The sequence below is a fragment of the Flavobacterium sp. LHD-80 genome (assembly GCF_030929605.1).
Taxonomy (GTDB): Bacteria; Bacteroidota; Bacteroidia; order Flavobacteriales; family Flavobacteriaceae; genus Flavobacterium.
Map to the genome: position 1 here is coordinate 250,510 of NZ_JAVFVS010000004.1, position 22,244 is coordinate 272,753.

Here is a 22,244-nt window from a genome sequence, read left to right on the forward strand (position 1 = left end):
AGTCTAATCCGTGGGCCAAAAACACAGCAATTTATAAACAATAACGTTGTAAATAAAGGAACAATTTGAACCTTGAAAAAAATACATAGCTTTTTTGTACTTTTATAGTATAATCCCAAAAACGCATCTATTTTGATAAATTTCAATCCGCTAGAACTTTTTCAGACAAAAGGAAAAATCAAGAAAGTTTTTAGAGAAGCAAAGGCTTCTTATTTAAACCGAATTCGTTTTGCAGTGGGAATGTTTTATTTCGGAATGGGATTAAGTTTTGCTACTTGGGCAAGCCGAATTCCAGATATAAAAACCGCTTTGCATTTAAGTGAAGGCGATCTAGGTTCGATACTTTTTGCTTTGCCAATGGGACAATTGATCATCATGCCTTTTTCAGGGAAAATGGTGACCAAATTTGGAAGCCATCGCATTTTAGTTTTTTCGCTAATTATGTATGTTTTGTGTCTGATTAATTTAGGTTTGGCAACAACAGCGCTTCAATTGTCACTGGGTTTATTTTTATTTGGTTTGTTCGGAAACTTGGCCAATATCGCGGTAAATACTCAAGGTGTTTATACCGAAGTACTTTTTAGAAAAACAATCATGTCTTCGTTTCACGGAATGTGGAGTTTTGCTGGTTTTACTGGTGCTTTGGTTGGACTAGGAATGTTAGCTTTAAATTTGTCGCCATTGCATCACTTTATGATTGTAGCTGGTATAGTGCTTTTAATGATTGTATTTAATTTTAAGTTTTTGGTCAAAGCCAAAGAAAAAATCAAACATAAAGGCGAGAAGAAAAAATTATTCACAAAACCAGACAGCACTTTAATTTGGCTTGGCGTAATTGGATTTTGCAGTATGGCCAGCGAAGGCGTAATGTTTGATTGGAGTGGTGTTTATTTTAAAGATATTGTAAAAGCTCCTGGGCCATTGGTGATTTTAGGATATACTTCATTCATGATCATGATGGCGAGCGGAAGATTTTTAGGCGACGGATTAATCAATAAATTCGGGCGTGAGCGCGTCATGCAGATAAGCGGTGTCATGATATCCGGCGGACTTTTCACAGCTGTTTTTCTTCCTTATTTAATTCCGTGTACCATTGCTTTTATGGCAGTTGGTTTGGGCGTGGCAACTATTGTTCCTACAGTTTACAGTATGGCAGGAAAAAACCCAACAGTTCCTCCAGGTGAAGCTTTGACAATAGTTTCCAGCGTAAGTTTCTTAGGGTTTTTAATGGGACCGCCTGTTATTGGTCACATTGCAGAGAATTTTGGACTTCAATTCTCTTTTGCTTTTATCGGAATCTTTGGTGTTTTAATTGCTTTTATGGTTTCTAAAATTAGAACTGCGGAGTAGCTTTGGTGTTTTAAGAGTCTGTTATTTAAATATGAAAAAGTTTAAGTTATGGAAGGGAAACGTAAAAAATATGACCGTACTTTTAAACTAAATGCGGTAATATCGAGTTATGAAAATCCCAATCTATCAAAACTTGCTAATGAAATAGGTGTAGATTCCAGTCTTCTTACCAGATGGCGTCAGGAATATCAAGAATTTGGAAATGGATGTTTTCTTGGGTCAGGAAATGTAAGAGTGCATCCTGAAGAAGAAAAAATTGTCGAACTTGAAAAAAGATTAAAAGAATCAGTCCTTAGATTTGAAATTTTAAAGGATGGAATTAAGCATCTTTTAAAAGGAGATATAGCTATTTTTCAATTCATAAAGGATAATGAAAAAAAACACACCATAACGAGAATGTGTAAAGTGTTAGGCGTTGGAGAGGGAAAATATCGAAGATGGAAAAACTCTGGTATTTCCAATAAACAAAAACAAATAATACTTCTAAAAGAAAAAATATCTTCAATATTTTATAATTTTAAAAAACATTACGGCAGATTTAAAATTGCGAAAGAACTTCATGCAATTGGTTATAAAATATCTGATGCGCAAGTGGGTTTTTACATGAAACAGTTAAATTTAAAATATAAGCCAATAAGAAGATTTAAGATAACAACTGATTCAAAGCATAATTACTACACTTCCTCAAATGTTTTAGATAGAAAATTTAAAATTAGTAAACCTTCTAAAGTGTGGGTTTCAGACATTACTTATATACAGATTCATAAAGGATTTATGTATCTTACTATTATTATGGATTTGTATGATAGAAAAGTAATAGGATGGAGTTTGAGTTCAAGACTTACTACTCAAAAAACAACTTTAGCAGCTTGGGAAATGGCTATAATTAACCGAAAAGTTTTGGATGGATTAGTTTTTCATTCTGATAGAGGGGTTCAGTATGCTAACAAAATATTTACTGAGGAGCTTGACTCATATAATTGCGTAAGAAGCATGAGCCGAAAATCCAATTCTCTTGACAATGCAGTAGCGGAGAGTTTTTTTTGTACGTTAAAAAGAGAATTTATATATAAACAAAATAAGCTTCTGAAAAAGGGGCAAATAAAAAAAGAAATGTTTGAATTTATAGAAAATTGGTATAACAAACAAAGAATACATTCAACCTTGAATTATAAAACAATTGAAGAGTTTAATGCAATTGATAAATTTAAGTCTTAACTCACTTCAATTTGTTTATATTCTCTTGATTTAAATATAAATGGTGAAACATAAAAACGGAAATTATGTTTAGATATGAAAAAGAAATTAAAAAAATATGATCGTGATTTCAAAGAAAAAGCTGTCTTGATTAGTTTTGAAAAAGATAATATTGAACAAGTAGAAAGAGAACTTGGAATAACAAAGTCATTATTAAATAGATGGAGACAGGATTATAATAAATATGGAAGTGGAAGTTTCCCTGGAGGAGGTAACTTAAAATTAGATCCAAACCAGAAAAAAATATATGATCTTGAAAAAAAAATTAAAAATGCAGATTTAAATTTTGAGATTTTAAAAAAATCAATTTGCTATCTTAATCAAGAAAAAAAGGGTGTTTTTCATTTTATTGCGAAGAATGAAAAAGTGTATTCTATAAGGCAAATGTGTAGAGTTTTAGGAGTGAGTCCAAATACTTATCGAAAATGGAAAAATCAGTTTGTTTCAGAAACTCAGAAGCAAAAGTTCTTAATAAAAGGCAAGATAATTGAAATATTCTTCAATGTAAAGCAACGCTATGGAGCGAAACGGATTAGTATAGAACTTCAAAAAGGAGGATATAATATTTCATCTACAACAGTAGGCAGATATATGAGATCATTAGGGTTGTACTGTATAATAAAAAAAGAATAAAGATGTTATTAAATACAAAATCGGTCTACTTAAAAGTAGACCGATTTTTTTAGATCAATATGTAATATCATGGAATCTCATTTATTTTAAAAAATTATTATGTTTATTAAATTTTTCATCTAAAGATAAGAAAGTTGAAATGGAATGTTTTTTATGTTTTTCTAAAGTTTTATGAAATCCAATAAAATTACTGTAATGGCTTTTATAGGATTCGTATAAATCAGCTTCTGTTAGGATAGCAAAATATCCGTTTTTATTAGAACCAATTTTCACACTATTTTTAAGCGGTTTTACAATCCAATACTTTATATTACCGTCTGTTAAATCAGTTTTTGAAATTCCTAAATCTCTAAATTGTTTAATTATATTATAAAATTTTATAGGGTTGTCGCTATCATGTTTATTTTCTTCCAATAAATTTAAAAACAATGTCCTTAATGCATAAATATCTTTGATGTAAGATTGTGCATAATCCTTCCTTTGACCTTTTCCTAATACTCCAATTGTTAAATATTTGGACAATTCGCTTTCCTTCTTTTTATGCTTCAAAAGATGTTTGTACTCATCTTTATTATCGGTAAATGTATATAATAAATTGTCTTCCGTGAAAATCTTATTACTGTAACTCCAAGGATTAAAATCTAATCTTTGTCCGTAATTAAGATCATCGGTATAATTACTAATGGTAAAATCGATACTCTCAAGAAGTAAATCATCATCTTCGTCAAAATAACCATCTAACTTAGTAATAATATTTAGATACAAACTTTGCTCAAATAACCTGTTTTGTTCTTTTTCCTCTTCGTTTCTAATTATTGGGTTATTTTCGTATATTGAATTTAAACATTCCCAATATAATCCTTTACTAAATTTTAAATCTTTATTTTTTAAAACTTCAGATCCTGTATTTTCTAGTGCAAAATCTAAAACTGAAACAATATGATTATTAAAATCATTTCTGTATGATAATTTATTATAACTGTTAGTTAATGAAATATCTTCAAATATATTTAATTGTTCCATTTTTATAACTTTTTAATAATTAATCTTTCATTTGGTATTGTTTCTGTTAATAAGCCTGTCGTATAGAATTTATATTTGACATTTATATCATGCTCACTATCTAATGTTTCAAAACTCTCTAATTTGAAATCATATTTGGATTGATAAACCGTTATTACATCATTTTTAATAAACTTGTCAAATGATTCTTTTTTAGACCATTTATTATTATTCTTTCCTAAGATATGTATAAGGCCATTTTCAATTAATATTTCTCCAGCTCGATCAAAAAATTTCTTCGCAGCTGCTAATCCGTAAAAACCATAGCCATATGGATTACATAAAATAATATTTTCAAATTGCCTTCCGAAGTTAGTATTATAAAAATCGCATATATTGTCTAAATAATGATAATCTGTATTATCATCTTCATACTCTTGAAAATAAGATTTTAGTTCAGCGGGATAGGACAAATCCGTAACGTAGCAATTAGGGTATTCTATTTTACCGTAGTTATTTCTACCGGCACCAAACTCAATGTTATTAACTTCCACGTCACCGGGGAAAATTTCATGATATGCAATTGGATTTCCGTTTTTATCTAATATTGGCATAATTAAATATATTTGAACAAATCTAATTAATTATTTATTAATTTAGATAACAAATATTATAAAATGAAAATCAAGGAATTAAGAGATGAAATTATTGTGAAAAACAATATTTTGCAAGATTCTACGACAATGTTATATCATTTAAAAAATAACATTGATTGGGATAATTCTATGATTTCACGTAAAACAGCAAGCTTTGGTATTCCATACAATTATTCCAATGTATATTATGCAAGAAATGAAATTCCGGATTTTCTTGAAGTTTTAATTAATGTGGTAAAATCTTCAAATGGATTTATGCCAAATAATTGTTTGATAAACTTTTATTATGATAGTAATTCAAAAATGGGATTTCATTCTGATCAAATCGATATCTTGTATAAAAATACAGGGATTGCTATTTTCTCGTTTGGATCATCAAGGACAATGAGATTCAAAAATAAAAGTGATTTTAATATTATTTATGATATCCTATTAGAAAATAATAGTTATCTCTATATGTCACAAGAAATTCAAAAAGAATGGTTGCATTCTATTTTACCAGTTGATATTGGTGAAAAGAATGAAAGATTTAGTATTACTTTTAGGAAAATTATAATTAATAAAAATGTTTAAAGCAAAACCGTCTGAATAAGACGTTTTTTTTAATTATTAGACAAGCTCTTCTGGACTAGTATTCTTTTTTAAATGTTGTTTATCAGTTCTTAGGTTCTTTCTACTATATAATCGAAGTTTTTCGACAAATTATCAGGGTTGTAATAGTATAAAGATCTCAATAAAAAAATGATATATTGTAATAAAAAACCTATATTGCAATCAAAAAAAGTAAGATATAGTTTATTTAAATTTTTATAAGATGATTGTGTAAATAATCGAATATAAAATGAAATACACTATAATAAATTTTAGAAAAGGAGTTTAAATTTTATGGTGAAAAGTAGGGGATTTTATTTTGTAAAATTCAGTCAAGTTTTTCTGGTTTTTAGCTTATAATTTTATTGGTTACAAATTTTGAGATTTTAAACGATTAGAATTTGTCAGAATTTTGTATTTTGGTCATCCCAAATCAATACAAAAACAAAATGAAAACCTACTTTATCGCCATCTTGATGATGGTATCTCCATTCCTGATGCACAGCCAGGATCAGCCCGATGCGGTTAAATTAAAGCAAATCAACGTTGTAAAAACCAATTACCAAAACTCGAAAGATGGTGAAATTGTAAACAAAACGTTTGTATTTAAAGATGGTAAAGTTCAAACCATTACGACTTCAGATGTTGTACAGCATTTTTCGTATAATAAAAATGGCCTTCTGGACATGACCGTAAAAGATAAAATAGGAAGTGACTGGAAAGAAATTGTAAACTACACGTATAATGCCGATAACAATATCATCAAATTTGTAAAAAAATATCAAGAAGGACCAGATTATATTACAAAAGTGGTAACGTTTTTTTACGAAGGAGCTAGAGTAAAAGTAACGACTAAAAAAAGTACAAATCACCAAAATTTAGTTGATGATATTGAATATATTGTTGAAAACGGAATTATTGTGAGACGTACTTCGCGCGATAGAAACAAGCAGATTATTGGTAAAATCGAATACGTTTATGTAAACGATAATGTTTCAAAGCATAAAGGTTTGGTTGGAGATAAAATCTCAAAATCATTCACTTATGATGATAAAAAGTCGGTTGATCAATTAATTGTTCAGAATCTTTTTGGTGACAATTATAAGATTATTGTACCAATGATTTCGTATCATGAAGAAGAATTTGCTTTTGAATCGATTTCTTATAATAACGAAATGAATTTTAGTCCGTCATCTACTGCATTAGTTGCCGTAAGCAGAAAGTACAAATACAACAAACTGAACTTCCCAATTTCATGTTCTCAAATTGAAGAAAACGGAATTGTAAAAACAGAATCAACATTTATTTACGAATAAATTGTTTAGAATAAATTTTAATGCCATTTATAAATTAGGTTTTGTGCCTGATTTATAAATGGTTTATTTTTTTAAATCGAATTTAAAATTGGAATTCTATAATTGTAAGTAGTTTACAAATGATTAAATTTGTAGCTTATTTTAAGATATGTTAGAGAAAGAAGTTATAAATTTTGAGAAAACGGCCATTGTTGGTATCGTAACTCAAAGTCAAAGTGAGGAAAAACTTCACGAATATTTAGACGAATTAGAGTTTTTGACTTTTACCGCTGGAGGTGAAGTTATTAAACGCTTTTCGCAAAAAATGGAACGCCCGAATCCGAAGACTTTTGTGGGTACGGGAAAAATAGACGAAATCAATCTTTTTGTAAAAGAAAACGGAATATCGACAGTTATTTTTGATGATGAATTAACACCTTCACAACAAAAAAATATTTCAAGAATTATTGATGCAAAAATCTTAGACAGAACCAACTTAATCTTAGATATTTTTGCGCAAAGAGCCGAAACTTCTTATGCACGAACTCAGGTTGAACTTGCGCAGTGTATCTATTTATTACCAAGACTTTCCGGTTTATGGACACACCTTGAGCGTCAAAAAGGGGGTATTGGTATGCGTGGACCTGGTGAAACGGAGATTGAAACGGACAGACGTATTGTGCGTGACCGAATTTCGTTATTGAAAGATAAAATCAAAACGATTGACAAACAAATGAGTATTCAACGAAGCAATCGCGGTGCAATGGTTCGAGTAGCTTTGGTTGGATATACAAACGTTGGGAAATCGACTTTGATGAATGCTGTTGGTAAAAGTGAAGTTTTTGTTGAGAATAAATTGTTTGCGACTTTAGATACAACAGTTCGAAAAGTGGTAATTAAAAACTTGCCATTTTTGCTTTCAGATACGGTTGGATTTATTAGAAAATTGCCAACACAATTGGTAGATTCTTTTAAAAGTACATTAGATGAGGTTCGTGAAGCCGATTTGCTTTTGCATGTCGTGGATATTTCGCATCCAGATTTTGAAGATCATATTGAATCTGTGAACCAGATTTTGCAGGATATTAAAGCACATGAAAAGCCGGTTATTATGGTTTTTAATAAAATTGATGCCTACAAACATTTGACAATAGAGGAAGATGATTTGATTACAGAGAAAACCAGAAAACACTGGACGCTAGACGAATGGAAGCAAACCTGGATGAGCAATGTTGGTCATGATAAAACATTGTTTATTTCGGCGACACAAAAACAAAATTTTGAGGAATTTAGAGAAATGGTTTATGAAGCTGTTCGTCAAATTCATATCACGAGATTTCCGTACAATAAGTTTTTGTATCCAGATTATAAAGATGCAATCGAAAAAGAAGAGGAGCAGGAATAAATTAATTTAACGCAAAGAACGCGAAGATTATATTTAAAATGTCTTTACAAAACACAAAGTTCGCAAAGCTAAATCTACATACAGCTTTGCGAACTTTGTGTTTATATAAAATCTAATTTATAAAAAACTTAGCGTTCTTTGCGTTAAAATATAAGCGGTTTACAATTTCAAATTAAAATCCGAAGTTAACTCCTAAACCAAAAACTTCTCTGGTTTGTAATCCTTCAAAAGCATTATCGTCATAAATAGCTTGGAAAGATAAATTGGCTGATAAAAATTTATTTACTTTCATCACAATATTTAAGGAATAATCGATGTCGACATTTTGTGGATCTTCAAGATAATTAGAATATAAATTTAAAGTGTTTTCGGCTGTTACGTTGGTCATAATAGCTAGTTTGTAATAAACCGATGCATAGAAACCCAGTTCGTAACGCATGCTTTTGCCTTCATCAACTCCAAAATAAGCACCATCAACATAAGGAAGTCCTGTAAACCTATCGATTCCAGTTGTATAGGCGTTGTCTACAAAAGTGAATTTTGAGGTTAGAGGCGCAAAATTTATTTTTAAATTGGCATCTTTTGTCCAATAAATACCTGGACCCGTAGTAAGATAACCTGGGGACATAAATTTAGTTTGTTCCGTCCTGATTTGTTTTCCGTTAGGATCCTGACCATAAATGTAACCTGTAGAAAACTGCGTTCTAAAATTGAGGAAGTAAGAGTAGTACCATTGCCCAAAAGCTTTTTTTCCGACTATCGAGTTGAATTCTAAACGGTCATCGGTTTTTTTTGTGAAGTCATCATTTTTGGTTTGCAGAAGTCCATATGATGCAAGGATTTTATTGTCCCAAGTTACGTCGTCTTTTTTATAATTGAAGTCGTAATTGATTCCTAAAGTTCCTGAAAAGCTGTCTTCTCCACCGGCAATCCAGTTGTTAAAACTCGATTGATTTAATAAAAGCGAGACTGTTCCTTTTGTTTTCCAGCCTTCGCCTTCGATGGTGTCGTTAATTTTTTTTACTGCTTTTTCAGTGTTTGTGATTAATTCTTTTTCAGAATTTTGGGCTTGTACAAATGTGAAATTTACTAAAACGAAAAGTAATAAGGTTAGCTTTCTCATGGTTTTTAGTTTAGAAGTATATAAACAAATATACTAAAAACCGATAAAAGCTTAAGTGTTAATTGATTGTAATAGCAGGTTATTTCTTAGATTCTTTATATAAAGGTACTGCAGAGCAAGCTTCGCCATACATTATGCTTCTTGCAAATGGCTGTAAATAGGTTGTTGCTAAAATATAAGCACGCATAGGAACAGGTTTTCTTGAACATCCTTTCACAATAACAGCTTTGTTTTTGTACGCTGAATAATCTATATTTTTTAAGATTTCTTCGTACAAACTAGCGTCAAGATCCTCAATAGTTCCGTTAACTACTTTTTTAGCAAAAGGCGCTAAATGAACACTTACTAAAATCAATGCCCATGCCGGAACAATAGCATCTGTACTGCAATGTACAGCTACATATTGATCTTGATATTGCGACCAATCGTGATTTTTTAAATGTTCTCTAAAGTCTTTTTCCTTCAATAAAAATCCTTCCAAAAGCCATTGCGAAATGTCAATCTGAACACGCATTCCTTTTGGATAATAATCCTCAAGATCAAAAACTTCTAAAGCACTATTGGCAACTTTATTGATGATTTCTTCCATGATTTTTGTAGTAAGCAGTGTTCAGTTTTTTAGTGTTCAGCTAATAACTGACCACTAAAAAACTAAATACTGAACACTTTTTATTAAAGCATTCCTAATTCTAACTTCGCTTCTTCGCTCATTAAATCTTTGCTCCAAGGTGGATCGAAAGTGATTTCTACGTCAACATCTTTGATGTTTTCGATAGTTTTTACTTTTTCTTCTACTTCTCTTGGTAAACTTTCTGCTACCGGGCAGTTTGGAGATGTTAATGTCATTAAGATTTTTACTTCATAATCAGTATTAACCATTACGTCGTAAATTAATCCTAATTCATAAATATCAACAGGGATTTCAGGATCGTAAATTCCTTTTAAAACTCTTACGATTGATTCTCCTAATTCATTTGTGTCTATTTCTTGTTCCATTGTTTTTTATTTTTTCCACCATATAAGTTATATAGGTTCATTTAAACATTGTGTTTACTGTGTGGATAACAGCGCTTATAATTTCGTATATTACTTATATGGTTTTAAATTTAATTTTGTTTTTAATCTTCTAGCCAGCGGTATAATTCGTTGACGTATGTTTTTTGTCCTTCTTGATAAATATTTGTTACGTTGAAGTTTATCATTAAACCTATTGGTGATTTTAAAAGTTTCATATAAGACATCAGTTTTGCAACATGAATCGGTATAATTTGATCGACTGATTTTAATTCTAGAACTAAACAATTCTCAATAAACAAATCACATCTTAAATCTGACTCTAATTCTAATCCTTTGTATTCCACAGGAATCACTAACTCAGATTTGAAATTAATTCCTCGTAATGATAATTCCTTAATCATACATTGATGATAAATACTTTCTAAAAGTCCCGACCCAATACTTTTATGAACTTCAATCGCCGCTCCGTTAACTTGATAAATTAAATCCGTCAAATATTTCTTTGTCATCATCTGCTTTTTTAGCAATAATAAGAAATAAAAAAGAAAGATAAAGCTTACAATATTTATTTTTCACTATATAAGTTCATTTAAATAGGTACTTATATTTCTTATGCTTATCAACACAATTAATTTAGGCGTAATACTTAAATTTTCTTATATAACTTATATGGTTTAAAATTTTCTAATTTTTGTTTTTTGCATCAAAAGCCAAAGCGTACATTTTGATGTTTTTGATCATCGAAACCAATCCGTTGGCGCGTGTTGCTGATAAATGTTCTTTTAATCCAATTTCGTCAATAAAATCAGTATCTGCATTTATGATATCAGATGCTTTTTGGTTGGAGAAAGCGCGAATTAAAATTGCGATTATTCCTTTAGTCAAAATAGCATCGCTGTCTGCTGTGAAAACAATTTTATCATCGTTTTGCTCACCTTGCAACCAAACTTTCGATTGGCAACCTTTGATTAAATTTTCATCGGTTTTGTATTCTTCTTTTATTAGCGGAAGCGTTTTTCCTAGTTCGATGATGTATTCATAACGTTGCATCCAGTCGTCGAACATTGAAAATTCGTCTATTATTTCGTTTTGTATTTCTTTAATTGTCATAATTATTCTTTAGCAAAATCAACCAGCAAATTTACCAGTTTTTCTATTTCCTTTGGAGGAAAACCATTGTCGAAGCCTTTTGTTTCGTAGGTTTTTTGATTTTGAGTTATTTTTAAATTTCCAATTGCGGCACCGTCATAAAAACGTTTTTCTGTCGGAGCTTTTAAATTTGGAATATTATCTAAATTCACTTTTGAAAATTCAGCTACAATTTGTTTCCATTTTGTTTCGTCAATTTTCTTTTCTACAGGTTCAGCATTTCTGCTGTTTGTAACTGTTGCTATTTTATTTTGAACAATTATCTTTTTAAAAACTCCTCTGGAAACTGCTGAATATTCAATTTGTGCTGAAGTCATGTCGGCTTTTTTTTGACTAGAACAGCTCGTTCCAATAAAAATAGTTAAGAGCAATAAAGATAATATTCTCATAAAAGTGTTTTTTAGCTTAGCATTGTTTGCGCTTTCTTAACGGCTTCAACCATTTGATCGATTTCTTCTTTTGTATTATAGAAAGAAAAAGAAGCACGAATCGTTCCCGGAATACAGAAGAAATTCATAATAGGTTGTGCACAATGGTGACCGGTTCTAACTGCAATTCCTAATTTGTCGATAATCGAACCAATATCATAAGGATGAATTCCATCAATATTAAACGAAACTACCGATGCTTTATTTTTTCCGGTTCCATAGATTCTCAAACCTTCAATTTCTAATAAACGTTTTGTCGCGTATTCTAAAAGTTCGTGTTCGTATTCCTGAATATTGTCGAAACCAATATTGTTCAAATAATCGATAGCAGTTCCTAAAACAATTCCGCCAGCGATATTTGGAGTTCCAGCTTCAAATTTATGCGGAAGATCAGCGTAAGTTGTTTTTTCGAAAGTCACTTCTTTGATCATCTCGCCACCACCTTGATAAGGAGGAAGTTTATTTAACCATTCTTCTTTTCCGTATAAAATTCCAGTTCCAGTTGGACCGCACATTTTATGTCCTGAAAAAGCATAAAAATCGCAATCCAATTCCTGAACATTTGGTTTTAAATGCGGAACAGCCTGTGCGCCGTCAATCAAAACTGCAGAACCAACAGCATGTGCTTTATCAATAATATATTTAATCGGATTGATGATTCCGAGTGCGTTTGAAATATGATTTACCGTAACGACTTTTGTTTTCTCTGAAAGAAGCTTATCAAATTCTTCCAAAATCAATTCGCCGTTTTCGTTCATCGGAATTACTTTTAAAGTAGCTCCGGTTTTTTCGCATAACATTTGCCAAGGCACAATATTACTATGATGCTCTAATGAAGAAACAATTACTTCGTCGCCCGGTTTTAAAACAGAAGCAAAACCGTTTGTCACCAAGTTGATTCCGTGTGTCGTTCCCGAAGTAAAAAGGACTTCGTGCGCATGTTTTGCATTGATATGATCTTTCACTTTGCCACGAGAAACCTCGTAAGCATCAGTCGCTAATTGGCTTAAAGTGTGAACACCACGGTGAATATTGGCGTTTATTTCCTGATAATATTTTACTTCAGCATCAATCACGATTTGCGGTTTTTGCGAAGTAGCTCCGTTGTCGAAATATACTAAAGGTTTTCCGTTTACAGTTTGCGAAAGTATAGGAAAATCAGCTCTTATTTTTTGAATATCTAGCATGTCTTATTTAGAAAAAATCTATTTACAAAAGTACTAAAACTAAATTTGTTTCCACGGCAATTCTATAATTTCCTTTTATGATGCCATTGTTACAAGGCGTAAATGCTGAATCCTTAAAAATTGACAAGGTTTTCTGCAGTATCCGAATTGTATTTGTAATTTGAGTTCTAAAAACGTGAACATAAATTATTTATATTGCATTAAAAATATCTAACATCATTATGAAAAAGTTTCTCAAAGTATTGGCGCTTGTTTTGGTTCTTGCTTTCTTGTATTTCGGATTTACAACGTATCCGAAATTGGATTTGATTTCCGGTTTTTCTGCTAAAAGTGTCGCATCTGGACATTTTATGGATCATCGATCACTGGATTTAATCCAAAAAACTGATAATGATATTCATTTATTAGATCTTGCGACAAACTCTATTGATGATGCGGGAAAATTTGCGACATCGGCAGTTTACGGTTTGAAAGAGAGAAAAGCGATTTACAGAGATGGTTTGGGTGCTTTATTAATTAATGACGATTATGATATTTCGAAACCGTATTTGCTTCCAAAAAGAACAAAATTGGTTAATAATCTTCCTTTTCCATATGGAAATAACGAACCAAAAGATACCGCTTTCGCGAATGTGGATTACGCAAAACTAAAAAAAGCAATTGATGACTCATTTGATAAAGATGGCGGAAAAGCAAAACGCACGCGCGCCGTTGTCGTTTTATACAAAGACAAATTAATCGGCGAAAAATATGATACGGGATTCAATAAAGACAGTAAAATTCTGGGTTGGTCGATGACAAAAAGTATCACCAGTTCGGCCTTTGGCGTTTTAGCGAAACAAGGAAAAATTGATATTAATAAACCCGCGCCAATCAAAGAATGGCAAAATGACGAACGCAAAAATATTACTGTGAATGATTTGCTTCACATGAATTCTGGTTTAGAATGGGAAGAAAACTACAGCACAATTTGTGATGCGACTCAAATGCTTTTTCAGTCTGAAGATATGGGAAAAGTGCAAATGGACAAACCAGCAAAATATAAACCAAACACACATTGGTATTATTCGTCAGGAACGACAAACTTATTATCGAGAATTTTGAGAGGTCAATTTAAAACCCAACAAGAATATCTTGATTTTTGGTACAGCGCTGTAATCGACAAAATCGGAATGAACTCGATGATTGTCGAACAAGATATGTCAGGAACTTTCGTAGGTTCATCTTACGGATGGGCTACACCAAGAGATTGGTCAAAATTTGGATTATTGTATCTTCATAAAGGAAACTGGAATGGCGAACAAATTTTAGATGAAAGCTGGGTAAAATACACAGCAACACCAACCAATACTTCTGAGGGAAAATATGGAGCGCAATTTTGGCTAAACGCAGGAGGAAAATTTCCTGATGTTCCTCGTGATATGTTTTATTGCAGTGGTTACCAAGGTCAAATGGTGGCGATTATTCCGTCTTTGGATATGGTAATAGTGAGAATGGGAGTGAAGGAAGAAGAACCTGGATTTGATTTTAATGGGTTTTTGAAAGAAGTTATTGCTTCTGTTGGGAAGTAGACTTAACCGCAAAGAACGCAAGGTATAAAAGCGCAAAGTTCGCAAAGCTTATATAAAAACTTTGCGAACCTTGCGTAATTCTTTGCGCTCTTTGCGGTTAAATCATCTACAAATCAAATCCTAAATTCACACCCAATTTCATGGCAATGATTTTAGTAATTCTTTGTTTTAATTCCGGTATTTTAATGCTTTCGATAACAGCATTTGAGAATGCGTACATCAATAAAGCTTTAGCTTCTTTTTGAGGAATACCACGAGACTGCATGTAGAACATTGCTGTTTCATCCAATTGTCCAACTGTACAACCGTGAGAACATTTTACGTCATCAGCAAAAATCTCTAATTGTGGTTTTGCATTGATTGTAGCTTTGTCACTCAATAAAATATTGTTGCTTTTTTGGAAAGCATTTGTTTTTTGAGCTTCTTTTTCTACCAAAACTTTTCCGTTGAAAACTCCAGTTGAGCGATCAGAAAAAATTCCTTTATAATCCTGGAAACTTTCGCAGTTTGGTGTTGCGTGGTTTACCAAAGTATAATGATCAACGTGTTGTTTATCATTCAAAATTGAAATTCCGTTTAACGTACTTGTCAATCTTTCTCCGAAATGGTAAAAGTTTAAGTTGTTACGAGTTAAATTTCCACCAAAAGAGAAAGTGTGTACATAAGCATGACTTTCCTGTTGTTGCGAAACGTAAGTGTTGTCAATTAAATTGGCTTCACTATTGTCGTTTTGAATTTTGTAGTAATCAACAATGGCACGTTTTTGAGCAAAAATCTCTGTAACCGAATTGGTTAAAACCGGATTTTCATTCAAACTTTGGTGACGCTCAATAATCTGAACATGTGAATTTTCGCCCACAATAACCAAATTTCTTGGCTGAACCATTAAAGCCGATTCGTTTCCAGTTGAGAAATACATAATCTCGATTGGTTTGTCAGCCACTTTTTTCTTCGGAATATTGATAAATGCACCTTCCATTGCAAAAGCAGTATTCAATGAAGTCAAACTGTCATCTTTACTTGCAATTTGGTTGAAATACGTATCAATAACCATTTTATATTTTGGTTTGGTCAATGCCGATGACATCAAACAAACATCGATTCCGTCATGCGTTGTAGAAGACAAATGCGAACTGAAAACACCGTCGATAAATACTAATTTGTAAGTATCAATTTCGTGTAAAAAGTATTTTTTTACCTGATTAAATTCGATTGCATTTTCCTGCTTTGGAAAAACCGTAAAGTCATTTTTTAAGATGGCATTTAGCGATGTATATTTCCAAGCTTCTTCTTTTTTGGTTGGGAAACCTTTATTTTCGAAGTTTTTTAAAGCATTTGTGCGTATGTCATGTAAATCTGAATGTACATCGACACGCTCTTCAAAAGCCATAAAAGACGATACTAATTTTTCTTTTAAATCCATTGTTCTTTTGTTTCCTTCGGTGTTTCAGGTTTCAAGTTTCAGGTTGCCTGTTGGAACTTAATTCCTTTGAAATCCATTTTGTTTCAGGTTTTTGTTTCATGTTTTTCTAATGAAACTTATTCCCTTTGAAATCTTTTTTATTTAAGTAAGTGATAAAGTTTTTTATTTTACCGCTTAAATTTTCATAATCCTTTTTTAAAGCTTCGAATTTCTCTTCTGAAATATATTCAAAATCAAAAACGCGATATAGCTGAGATCTTGTTTCTCCGGCGGAACCTTTTGCGATAGATAAAAATTGTCGAAACTCTAAATTTCCATCTCTTTCAAAACCTTCTGCAATATTGTCCATTACAGAACCCGAAGAATCTTTTATTTGATTTTTGAATCTGAGATCTGATCTTAAGTCTGTATGAACTGCAATGAGATGAATTTCTTTTGCTAATCGTCGAGCTTCTTTCCAGATTTCTAAATCCTCAAATCGAGTTATTGTAGCCATAATTCCTGTTTAATAATTTTAAGTTTAAACTTACAAAATGTAAATTAACTTGAAACTAAAAAAACATGAAACCTGAAACAAATTTTAGTTCTCTGCTTTGATCCAGTCGTATCCTTTTTCTTCTAGCTCGTATGCCAATTCTTTTCCGCCAGATTTTACGATTCTTCCGTTGTAAAGAACGTGAACGAAATCAGGAACGATATAATCTAACAAACGTTGGTAATGCGTGATAACGATAATAGCGTTTTTGTCGCTTTTTAATTTGTTCACTCCGTTAGCCACAATTCTTAAAGCGTCGATATCAAGACCAGAATCTGTTTCGTCAAGGATTGCTAATTTTGGCTCTAACATTGCCATTTGGAAAATTTCGTTTCTTTTTTTCTCTCCTCCGGAAAAACCTTCATTTAAAGAACGAGATAAAAATTTACGGTCAATTTCTAATAATTCCGATTTCTCACGAATTACTTTCAACATTTCGTTTGCCGGCATTTCTTCTTGTCCGTTTGCTTTACGAGTTTCGTTGATCGCCGTTTTCATAAAGTTAGTTACGCTAACTCCAGGAATTTCTACAGGATATTGAAACGAAAGAAAAACACCTTTATGCGCTCTTTCTTCAGGAGCTAAATCAGCAAGATCTTCTCCGTCAAGAATTACCTCTCCATCTGTAACTTCGTAGTTTTCGTTTCCTGCGATAACAGCAGAAAGTGTACTTTTTCCAGAACCGTTTGGTCCCATGATAGCGTGTACTTCGCCAGCTTTAACTTCTATATTAATTCCTTTCAGGATTTCTTTATCACCAATTGAGGCGTGAAGGTTTTTTATTGATAACATTGTTTTTTATTTTATATAAATGTCAATTCTATTTTTGTTTGTTGGTTTAGGATGTTGGCATTAAAATGCGCATGTCCTAAATATTCCATGCCTAAATAATCGGCTGATTTTTGAAACGGGATGTAAAAACTATCTTCGATTTCATTATCGTGTGAATTTGTAATCACTCCAATTTTCTTTCCTCTTAGTTTTCTTCCGGTTTCTTTTTCAATTCGGATCAAATCTGAAATCCTATCGAAAAAGACCTTCATAATACCGCTCATATTGTACCAATAAACCGGCGTTGCAAAAAGTAAAGTGTCATATTCTTCCAATATTCTTCTTATTAAAGGAAGAAAATCATCGTCTATATTTTTGCTTTCGTAATCGTAATACGAAATATTGTAATCACTTAGATTCACTACATCGATGTGATGCTCCTTAGAAATTTCATCCACAATTTTAGTTGTGTTTCCGTTTTTTCTTGAAGAACCTAAAATGATGACTTTTTTATTTTCCATCGTCAAATTATCCTACAGAACCTTCTAAAGAAATCTCTAATAATTTTTGAGCTTCAACAGCAAATTCCATTGGCAATTTGTTCAATACATCTTTACTGAAACCGTTTACAATTAAGGCAATCGCTTTTTCAGTCGGGATACCTCTTTGGTTGCAATAAAAAACTTGGTCTTCTCCAATTTTACTTGTAGTTGCTTCGTGCTCAATTTTAGCCGATGGATTTTTACTTTCAATATAAGGGAAAGTATGCGCACCACAATTGTTACCCATTAATAATGAATCACATTGCGAAAAGTTTCTTGCATTCTCTGCTCTTGGCGAGATTTGCACTAAACCACGGTAACTGTTTTGTGATTTTCCAGCCGAAATACCTTTAGAAATAATAGTCGATTTAGTGTTTTTACCTAAATGGATCATTTTAGTTCCCGTATCAGCTTGCTGGTAATTATTGGTTACAGCGATTGAATAGAATTCTCCAACCGAATTATCTCCTTTAAGTACACAAGAAGGATATTTCCAAGTTACTGCAGAACCAGTTTCAACTTGTGTCCAAGAAATTTTAGCGTTTGTTTCGCATAAACCTCTTTTCGTTACAAAGTTGAAAACTCCACCTTTTCCTTCTTTGTTTCCAGGGAACCAGTTTTGAACGGTAGAATATTTAATTTCAGCATCATCCAAAGCGATCAATTCAACCACAGCAGCGTGTAATTGGTTTTCATCACGGCTTGGTGCTGTACACCCTTCAAGGTAAGAAACGTAACTTCCTTCATCTGCAATTACCAAAGTTCTTTCGAATTGTCCAGTTCCTGCTTGATTGATTCTGAAATAAGTTGAAAGTTCCATTGGGCATTTAACGCCTTTTGGAATATAACAGAAACTTCCATCAGAGAAAACGGCTGAGTTTAACGCTGCATAGAAATTGTCTTTTTGAGGTACAACAGTTCCTAAATATTTTTTTACTAATTCAGGATGTTCTTTGATAGCTTCAGAAATTGGACAAAAAATAATTCCTTTTTCTGCCAATGTTTTCTTGAAAGTTGTAGCTACAGAAACAGAATCGACCACAATATCCATAGCGACATTGTTCATCATTTTTTGTTCATCAACAGAAATTCCAAGTTTTTTGTACATTTCTAACAATTCCGGATCTACATCATCCAAAGTTTTATTAGGATCTACTTGTTTTGGAGCTGAATAATAAGAAATCGCCTGAAAGTCTGGTTTTTCGTAACGAACATTTGCCCATTCTGGCTCGATCATTTCTTTCCAGGCACGGAAAGCCTCGATGCGCCATTCGGTCATCCATTCAGGTTCTTCTTTTTTAAGAGAAATAGCTCTCACGATATCTTCGTTTAAGCCAATAGGAAACGTCTCAGATTCTATATTGGTGTAAAATCCGTATTCGTATTCTTTAGTTTCGAGTTCGATTTTTAAATCGTCTTCTGTGTATTTGCTCATTATTTTTTTATTGTCTAAGTAGTTTTAAAGTCCAAAGTTTGAAGTCAATTTAGTCTTTATGACTTTACGACTTTCGGCTTTTGACTAAAGAGAGAATGATTCTCCGCATCCGCAAGTTCTGCTTGCATTTGGATTGTTGAAAACAAATCCTTTTCCGTTTAATCCGCCTGAAAATTCAAGAATTGTTCCGGCTAAATAAAGGAATGATTTTTTTTCAACTGCTATTTGGATATCATTATCTACGAAAATTTTGTCATCATCTCCTTTGGTTTTGTCAAATTTTAAATCGTATGACAAACCAGAGCATCCGCCACTTTTCACTCCAACACGTACGTAATCGTGAGCGGCATCAAAACCATCGTCTGTCATCAAATCGATGATTTTCTTTTTGGCTGTATCAGAAACTTTTATCATTGTTTTTATGGTATTTATCTTTTCAACATTCCTTTAATATTTATTAAAAAGTAATTAAATTATTACATTTTAAAGTGCTGTCTGTCAATGTTGAAATGAAATTGTCTGCAAAGATACGACTTAAAAACCTTTTTCCATAACGGTTCACATTATTATAACAAATGTTAAAATAGATAGAAGTTATTTTGTTGCTTAAAAATCTTTTAGAATGGTGCGTTTTTTTAGGAAATAAAAAGAAACTTACAAAAAATTAATTCGCTTGTTATCAAATCATTAAAAACACTATAAAAGAGTTAAAATCCCGTAGTTTTACCTGCTTGTAGTTTTAAATTTGTATTATTTTTGCAGAAAATTATGAGTAATTATGAAAAAAAATTACAAAGATAGCTGGATCAAAGCACTTTTTGCAGTAATTTTTATTTTTGGCGTTGGAGCGACCTACTTGATTTTTAGCAACGAGCCAAATGACGTGATTGATCAGTCTTCTGCCTCCAAATTAGAAATCGTTGACCCTGTTTCAGAGTCAATTGATCAGGAAAATATATTAGATTCTTTGAATAATTTGAAATTAGCTTATGATGTTGCTATTTTCGAAAAAACAGCGCTTTCTCAAGAGTTGGAATTAGAAAAAAAGAATATTGAAAATTTGATGGAAATCATTAAAGCTTCTAAAAATCCATCGGGCGAACAGATTAAAATTTATCGAAAACAGCTTTCAGATCTGAAAGTTACATTAGACACGAAAATAGCTGAGATTAAAAAATTAAAATCCCAGAATAAAAATCTGTTAAATGAAATTGAAAGCCAAAATGTTGTCATGTACAAGCAAAAGGCCGAAAATGATACATTAATATCAAAACAGAGAAAACTGGAATCTACCCTAAAAGATGCTTCAAGACTTTCTTTGGGGAATTTTAAAGTGACGGCTCTAAACGAAAAAAGTTCTGGAAAAGAGCAAGAAACTACAAAAGCAAAAAATACAGATAAACTCAAAATTAGTTTTTCTGTTAACGGAAATTCGGCTGCAAAAACAGGAAAAAGAGTCTATTACGTTCAGGTTTTAGATCAAAAAAATACGGTGTTAGGAGAGAACAGGCTAATCGAATTTGGCAATGACAAGGCGTTAGTTTACAGCTTTTTAGTTGGGGTTGATTATCAAGGCAAAATGGCCAATGTTTATGGTGTTTTAAATGATGAATTAGCGAAGTTCAAAAAAGGAACATATTTTGTCAACTTCTTCGACAAACAAGAAATAATGGGCAGTTCTTCGATTACTTTAGAATAGTTTTTGCAAAAGTTTTAAAAAGAATTTTTAGTTTAAAGCAGCAGGAATTGCTAGCTTTGTTTCTTTACTAGAAATTATTTTTTATGAAACTTTACCCAATAGAATCTGGAAATTTTAAGTTAGATGGTGGCGCAATGTTTGGCGTTGTTCCTAAAACAATCTGGAACAAAACCAATCCTGCCGATGCTAATAATTTAATTGATATTGCAGCGCGTTGTCTTCTGATTGAAGATGAAAACCGCTTGATTTTGATTGATACCGGAATGGGAGACAAGCAATCAGAGAAATTTTTTGGTTATTATTCACTTTGGGGTTCGCATTCTATCGATAAATCATTGGCAAAGTATGGTTTTCACCGAGATGATATAACTGATGTTTTTATGACGCATCTGCATTTTGATCATTGTGGAGGAAGTGTTCAATGGAACTCAGATAAAACGGGTTATGAACCCGCTTTTAAAAATGCAAAATTCTGGACGAATGAAAATCATTGGGAATGGGCAACAAAACCAAATCCAAGAGAAAAAGCTTCTTTTTTAGCAGAAAATATTTTGCCGATGCAGGAAAGCGGACAATTGAATTTTGTTGAAAGGCCAGGAAATGGTTTTGGTTTTTCGAATGAACTTGGTTTTGATATTTTTTATGTTGATGGCCATACCGAAAAACAAATGATTCCGCATATTAAATATAAAGGCAAAACAATTGTCTTTTGTGCTGATTTATTGGCGACAGCCGGACATATTCCGCTTCCGTATGTAATGGGTTATGACACACGACCATTATTAACAATGCCTGAAAAAGCAAAACTACTGAACTCGGCGGCTGATCAGAATTATTATTTATTTTTAGAACATGATGCTCATAACCAAATTATAACGGTTGAGCACACAGAAAAAGGAGTTCGTTTGAAAGAAGTATATACTTGCGAAGATATTTTTTAAACTATTTTATAAAAGTAAAACTCCTGCTTTTTGAATCGAAAGAGCAGGAGTTTTTTATTGTTTTTTAACTAAGAAAAGTCTGTAGCGACATAGCTCCATAGTAAGTTATTTTTGGTTAATTTTTGAATATGGTTTTAGCAAGGTAAATTCTTACAAGTGTCATTGCCTCAAAGTTTTAGTATGTGTGAAATTTAACACAATATTCTTCAATTGATAGTCATATAAAGTTGCTTT

Annotated in this window: 24 protein-coding genes; 9 read left to right on the top strand and 15 right to left on the bottom strand. The window is 32.0% G+C overall.

The genetic code is table 11. The features are described 5' to 3' along the window. Positions 1 to 132: 132 nt before the first annotated feature. The 3 genes from RB619_RS05695 to RB619_RS05705 all read left to right on the top strand — a co-directional run bounded on the left by RB619_RS05695 (position 133) and on the right by RB619_RS05705 (position 3,240). Positions 133 to 1,350 (top strand): MFS transporter, encoded by a 1,218-nt coding sequence (locus RB619_RS05695; RefSeq protein WP_308095239.1) that lies wholly within the window; start codon positions 133 to 135, stop codon positions 1,348 to 1,350. 48 nt (positions 1,351 to 1,398) lie between these two features. After that, complete coding sequence (locus RB619_RS05700) at positions 1,399 to 2,568, top strand: IS3 family transposase (RefSeq protein WP_308095241.1); 1,170 nt, start codon at positions 1,399 to 1,401, stop codon at positions 2,566 to 2,568. Between the two features lie 75 nt (positions 2,569 to 2,643). Next, on the top strand, positions 2,644 to 3,240 hold the full coding sequence (locus RB619_RS05705) for a transposase (protein ID WP_308095243.1): 597 nt from the start codon (positions 2,644 to 2,646) through the stop codon (positions 3,238 to 3,240). Positions 3,241 to 3,321: 81 nt separating this feature from the next. Here RB619_RS05705 and RB619_RS05710 read toward each other — a convergent pair whose 3' ends face one another. Continuing rightward, entirely contained in the window at positions 3,322 to 4,263 is a 942-nt protein-coding gene (locus RB619_RS05710) for a hypothetical protein (protein WP_308095246.1), read from the bottom strand. Positions 4,264 to 4,265: 2 nt separating this feature from the next. Continuing rightward, on the bottom strand, positions 4,266 to 4,856 hold the full coding sequence (locus tag RB619_RS05715) for a hypothetical protein (RefSeq protein ID WP_308095248.1): 591 nt from the start codon (positions 4,854 to 4,856) through the stop codon (positions 4,266 to 4,268). 63 nt (positions 4,857 to 4,919) lie between these two features. Between RB619_RS05715 and RB619_RS05720 the strand changes: the two genes are divergently transcribed. The 3 genes from RB619_RS05720 (at position 4,920) to hflX (ending at position 8,189) form a co-directional block, all read left to right on the top strand. After that, positions 4,920 to 5,471 carry an alpha-ketoglutarate-dependent dioxygenase AlkB gene (locus RB619_RS05720; protein WP_308095250.1) on the top strand — a complete coding sequence of 184 codons (552 nt, stop codon included), beginning with the start codon at positions 4,920 to 4,922 and terminating at the stop codon, positions 5,469 to 5,471. 467 nt (positions 5,472 to 5,938) lie between these two features. After that, positions 5,939 to 6,805: a hypothetical protein gene (locus tag RB619_RS05725; RefSeq protein ID WP_308095252.1), complete on the top strand. Its 867-nt coding sequence runs from the start codon at positions 5,939 to 5,941 to the stop codon at positions 6,803 to 6,805. Positions 6,806 to 6,953: 148 nt separating this feature from the next. Next, complete coding sequence (gene hflX, locus RB619_RS05730) at positions 6,954 to 8,189, top strand: GTPase HflX (protein ID WP_308095254.1); 1,236 nt, start codon at positions 6,954 to 6,956, stop codon at positions 8,187 to 8,189. Positions 8,190 to 8,361: 172 nt separating this feature from the next. Here the strand turns inward: hflX and RB619_RS05735 are convergent, their stop codons facing one another. From RB619_RS05735 to RB619_RS05765, 7 genes are all read right to left on the bottom strand, one after another. Further along, on the bottom strand, positions 8,362 to 9,312 hold the full coding sequence (locus tag RB619_RS05735; RefSeq protein WP_308095256.1) for a DUF3078 domain-containing protein: 951 nt from the start codon (positions 9,310 to 9,312) through the stop codon (positions 8,362 to 8,364). A 79-nt stretch (positions 9,313 to 9,391) separates the two neighbouring features. Next, positions 9,392 to 9,901, bottom strand: a complete 510-nt coding sequence (locus tag RB619_RS05740; protein WP_308095258.1) for a DUF2480 family protein — start codon at positions 9,899 to 9,901, stop codon at positions 9,392 to 9,394. Between the two features lie 83 nt (positions 9,902 to 9,984). Further along, entirely contained in the window at positions 9,985 to 10,308 is a 324-nt protein-coding gene (locus RB619_RS05745; RefSeq protein WP_012023258.1) for an SUF system Fe-S cluster assembly protein, read from the bottom strand. Positions 10,309 to 10,430: 122 nt separating this feature from the next. Further along, complete coding sequence (locus RB619_RS05750; RefSeq protein WP_308095261.1) at positions 10,431 to 10,841, bottom strand: GxxExxY protein; 411 nt, start codon at positions 10,839 to 10,841, stop codon at positions 10,431 to 10,433. Between the two features lie 172 nt (positions 10,842 to 11,013). Beyond that, entirely contained in the window at positions 11,014 to 11,439 is a 426-nt protein-coding gene (locus tag RB619_RS05755) for a SufE family protein (RefSeq protein WP_308095263.1), read from the bottom strand. A 2-nt stretch (positions 11,440 to 11,441) separates the two neighbouring features. Beyond that, positions 11,442 to 11,867: a hypothetical protein gene (locus RB619_RS05760; RefSeq protein ID WP_308095265.1), complete on the bottom strand. Its 426-nt coding sequence runs from the start codon at positions 11,865 to 11,867 to the stop codon at positions 11,442 to 11,444. An 11-nt stretch (positions 11,868 to 11,878) separates the two neighbouring features. Continuing rightward, the gene (locus RB619_RS05765; protein ID WP_308095266.1) at positions 11,879 to 13,093 is read right to left on the bottom strand and encodes a cysteine desulfurase; all 1,215 of its coding nucleotides are present in this window, start codon (positions 13,091 to 13,093) and stop codon (positions 11,879 to 11,881) included. Positions 13,094 to 13,314: 221 nt separating this feature from the next. On the opposite strand from RB619_RS05765, the gene RB619_RS05770 reads away from it, so the two are divergent. Further along, entirely contained in the window at positions 13,315 to 14,664 is a 1,350-nt protein-coding gene (locus RB619_RS05770; protein ID WP_308095268.1) for a serine hydrolase, read from the top strand. Positions 14,665 to 14,770: 106 nt separating this feature from the next. Here RB619_RS05770 and sufD read toward each other — a convergent pair whose 3' ends face one another. The 6 genes from sufD to RB619_RS05800 all read right to left on the bottom strand — a co-directional run bounded on the left by sufD (position 14,771) and on the right by RB619_RS05800 (position 19,784). Continuing rightward, positions 14,771 to 16,087, bottom strand: coding sequence for a Fe-S cluster assembly protein SufD (gene sufD, locus RB619_RS05775; RefSeq protein WP_142450010.1), 1,317 nt, complete (start codon positions 16,085 to 16,087; stop codon positions 14,771 to 14,773). Between the two features lie 106 nt (positions 16,088 to 16,193). After that, positions 16,194 to 16,583 (bottom strand): four helix bundle protein, encoded by a 390-nt coding sequence (locus RB619_RS05780; protein WP_308095272.1) that lies wholly within the window; start codon positions 16,581 to 16,583, stop codon positions 16,194 to 16,196. Positions 16,584 to 16,667: 84 nt separating this feature from the next. After that, complete coding sequence (gene sufC, locus RB619_RS05785) at positions 16,668 to 17,414, bottom strand: Fe-S cluster assembly ATPase SufC (protein ID WP_029271512.1); 747 nt, start codon at positions 17,412 to 17,414, stop codon at positions 16,668 to 16,670. Positions 17,415 to 17,425: 11 nt separating this feature from the next. Next, the gene (locus tag RB619_RS05790) at positions 17,426 to 17,914 is read right to left on the bottom strand and encodes a flavodoxin family protein (RefSeq protein WP_035646320.1); all 489 of its coding nucleotides are present in this window, start codon (positions 17,912 to 17,914) and stop codon (positions 17,426 to 17,428) included. Positions 17,915 to 17,921: 7 nt separating this feature from the next. Continuing rightward, a complete protein-coding gene (gene sufB, locus RB619_RS05795; protein ID WP_308095276.1) occupies positions 17,922 to 19,370 on the bottom strand; it encodes a Fe-S cluster assembly protein SufB in 1,449 nt (482 codons plus the stop codon). 84 nt (positions 19,371 to 19,454) lie between these two features. Then, entirely contained in the window at positions 19,455 to 19,784 is a 330-nt protein-coding gene (locus tag RB619_RS05800; protein WP_026727150.1) for an iron-sulfur cluster assembly accessory protein, read from the bottom strand. Between the two features lie 364 nt (positions 19,785 to 20,148). On the opposite strand from RB619_RS05800, the gene RB619_RS05805 reads away from it, so the two are divergent. Further along, a complete protein-coding gene (locus RB619_RS05805) occupies positions 20,149 to 21,069 on the top strand; it encodes a hypothetical protein (RefSeq protein WP_308095280.1) in 921 nt (306 codons plus the stop codon). An 83-nt stretch (positions 21,070 to 21,152) separates the two neighbouring features. Further along, entirely contained in the window at positions 21,153 to 22,010 is an 858-nt protein-coding gene (locus RB619_RS05810) for an MBL fold metallo-hydrolase (RefSeq protein WP_308095281.1), read from the top strand. The last annotated feature ends 234 nt before the right edge of the window (positions 22,011 to 22,244 follow it).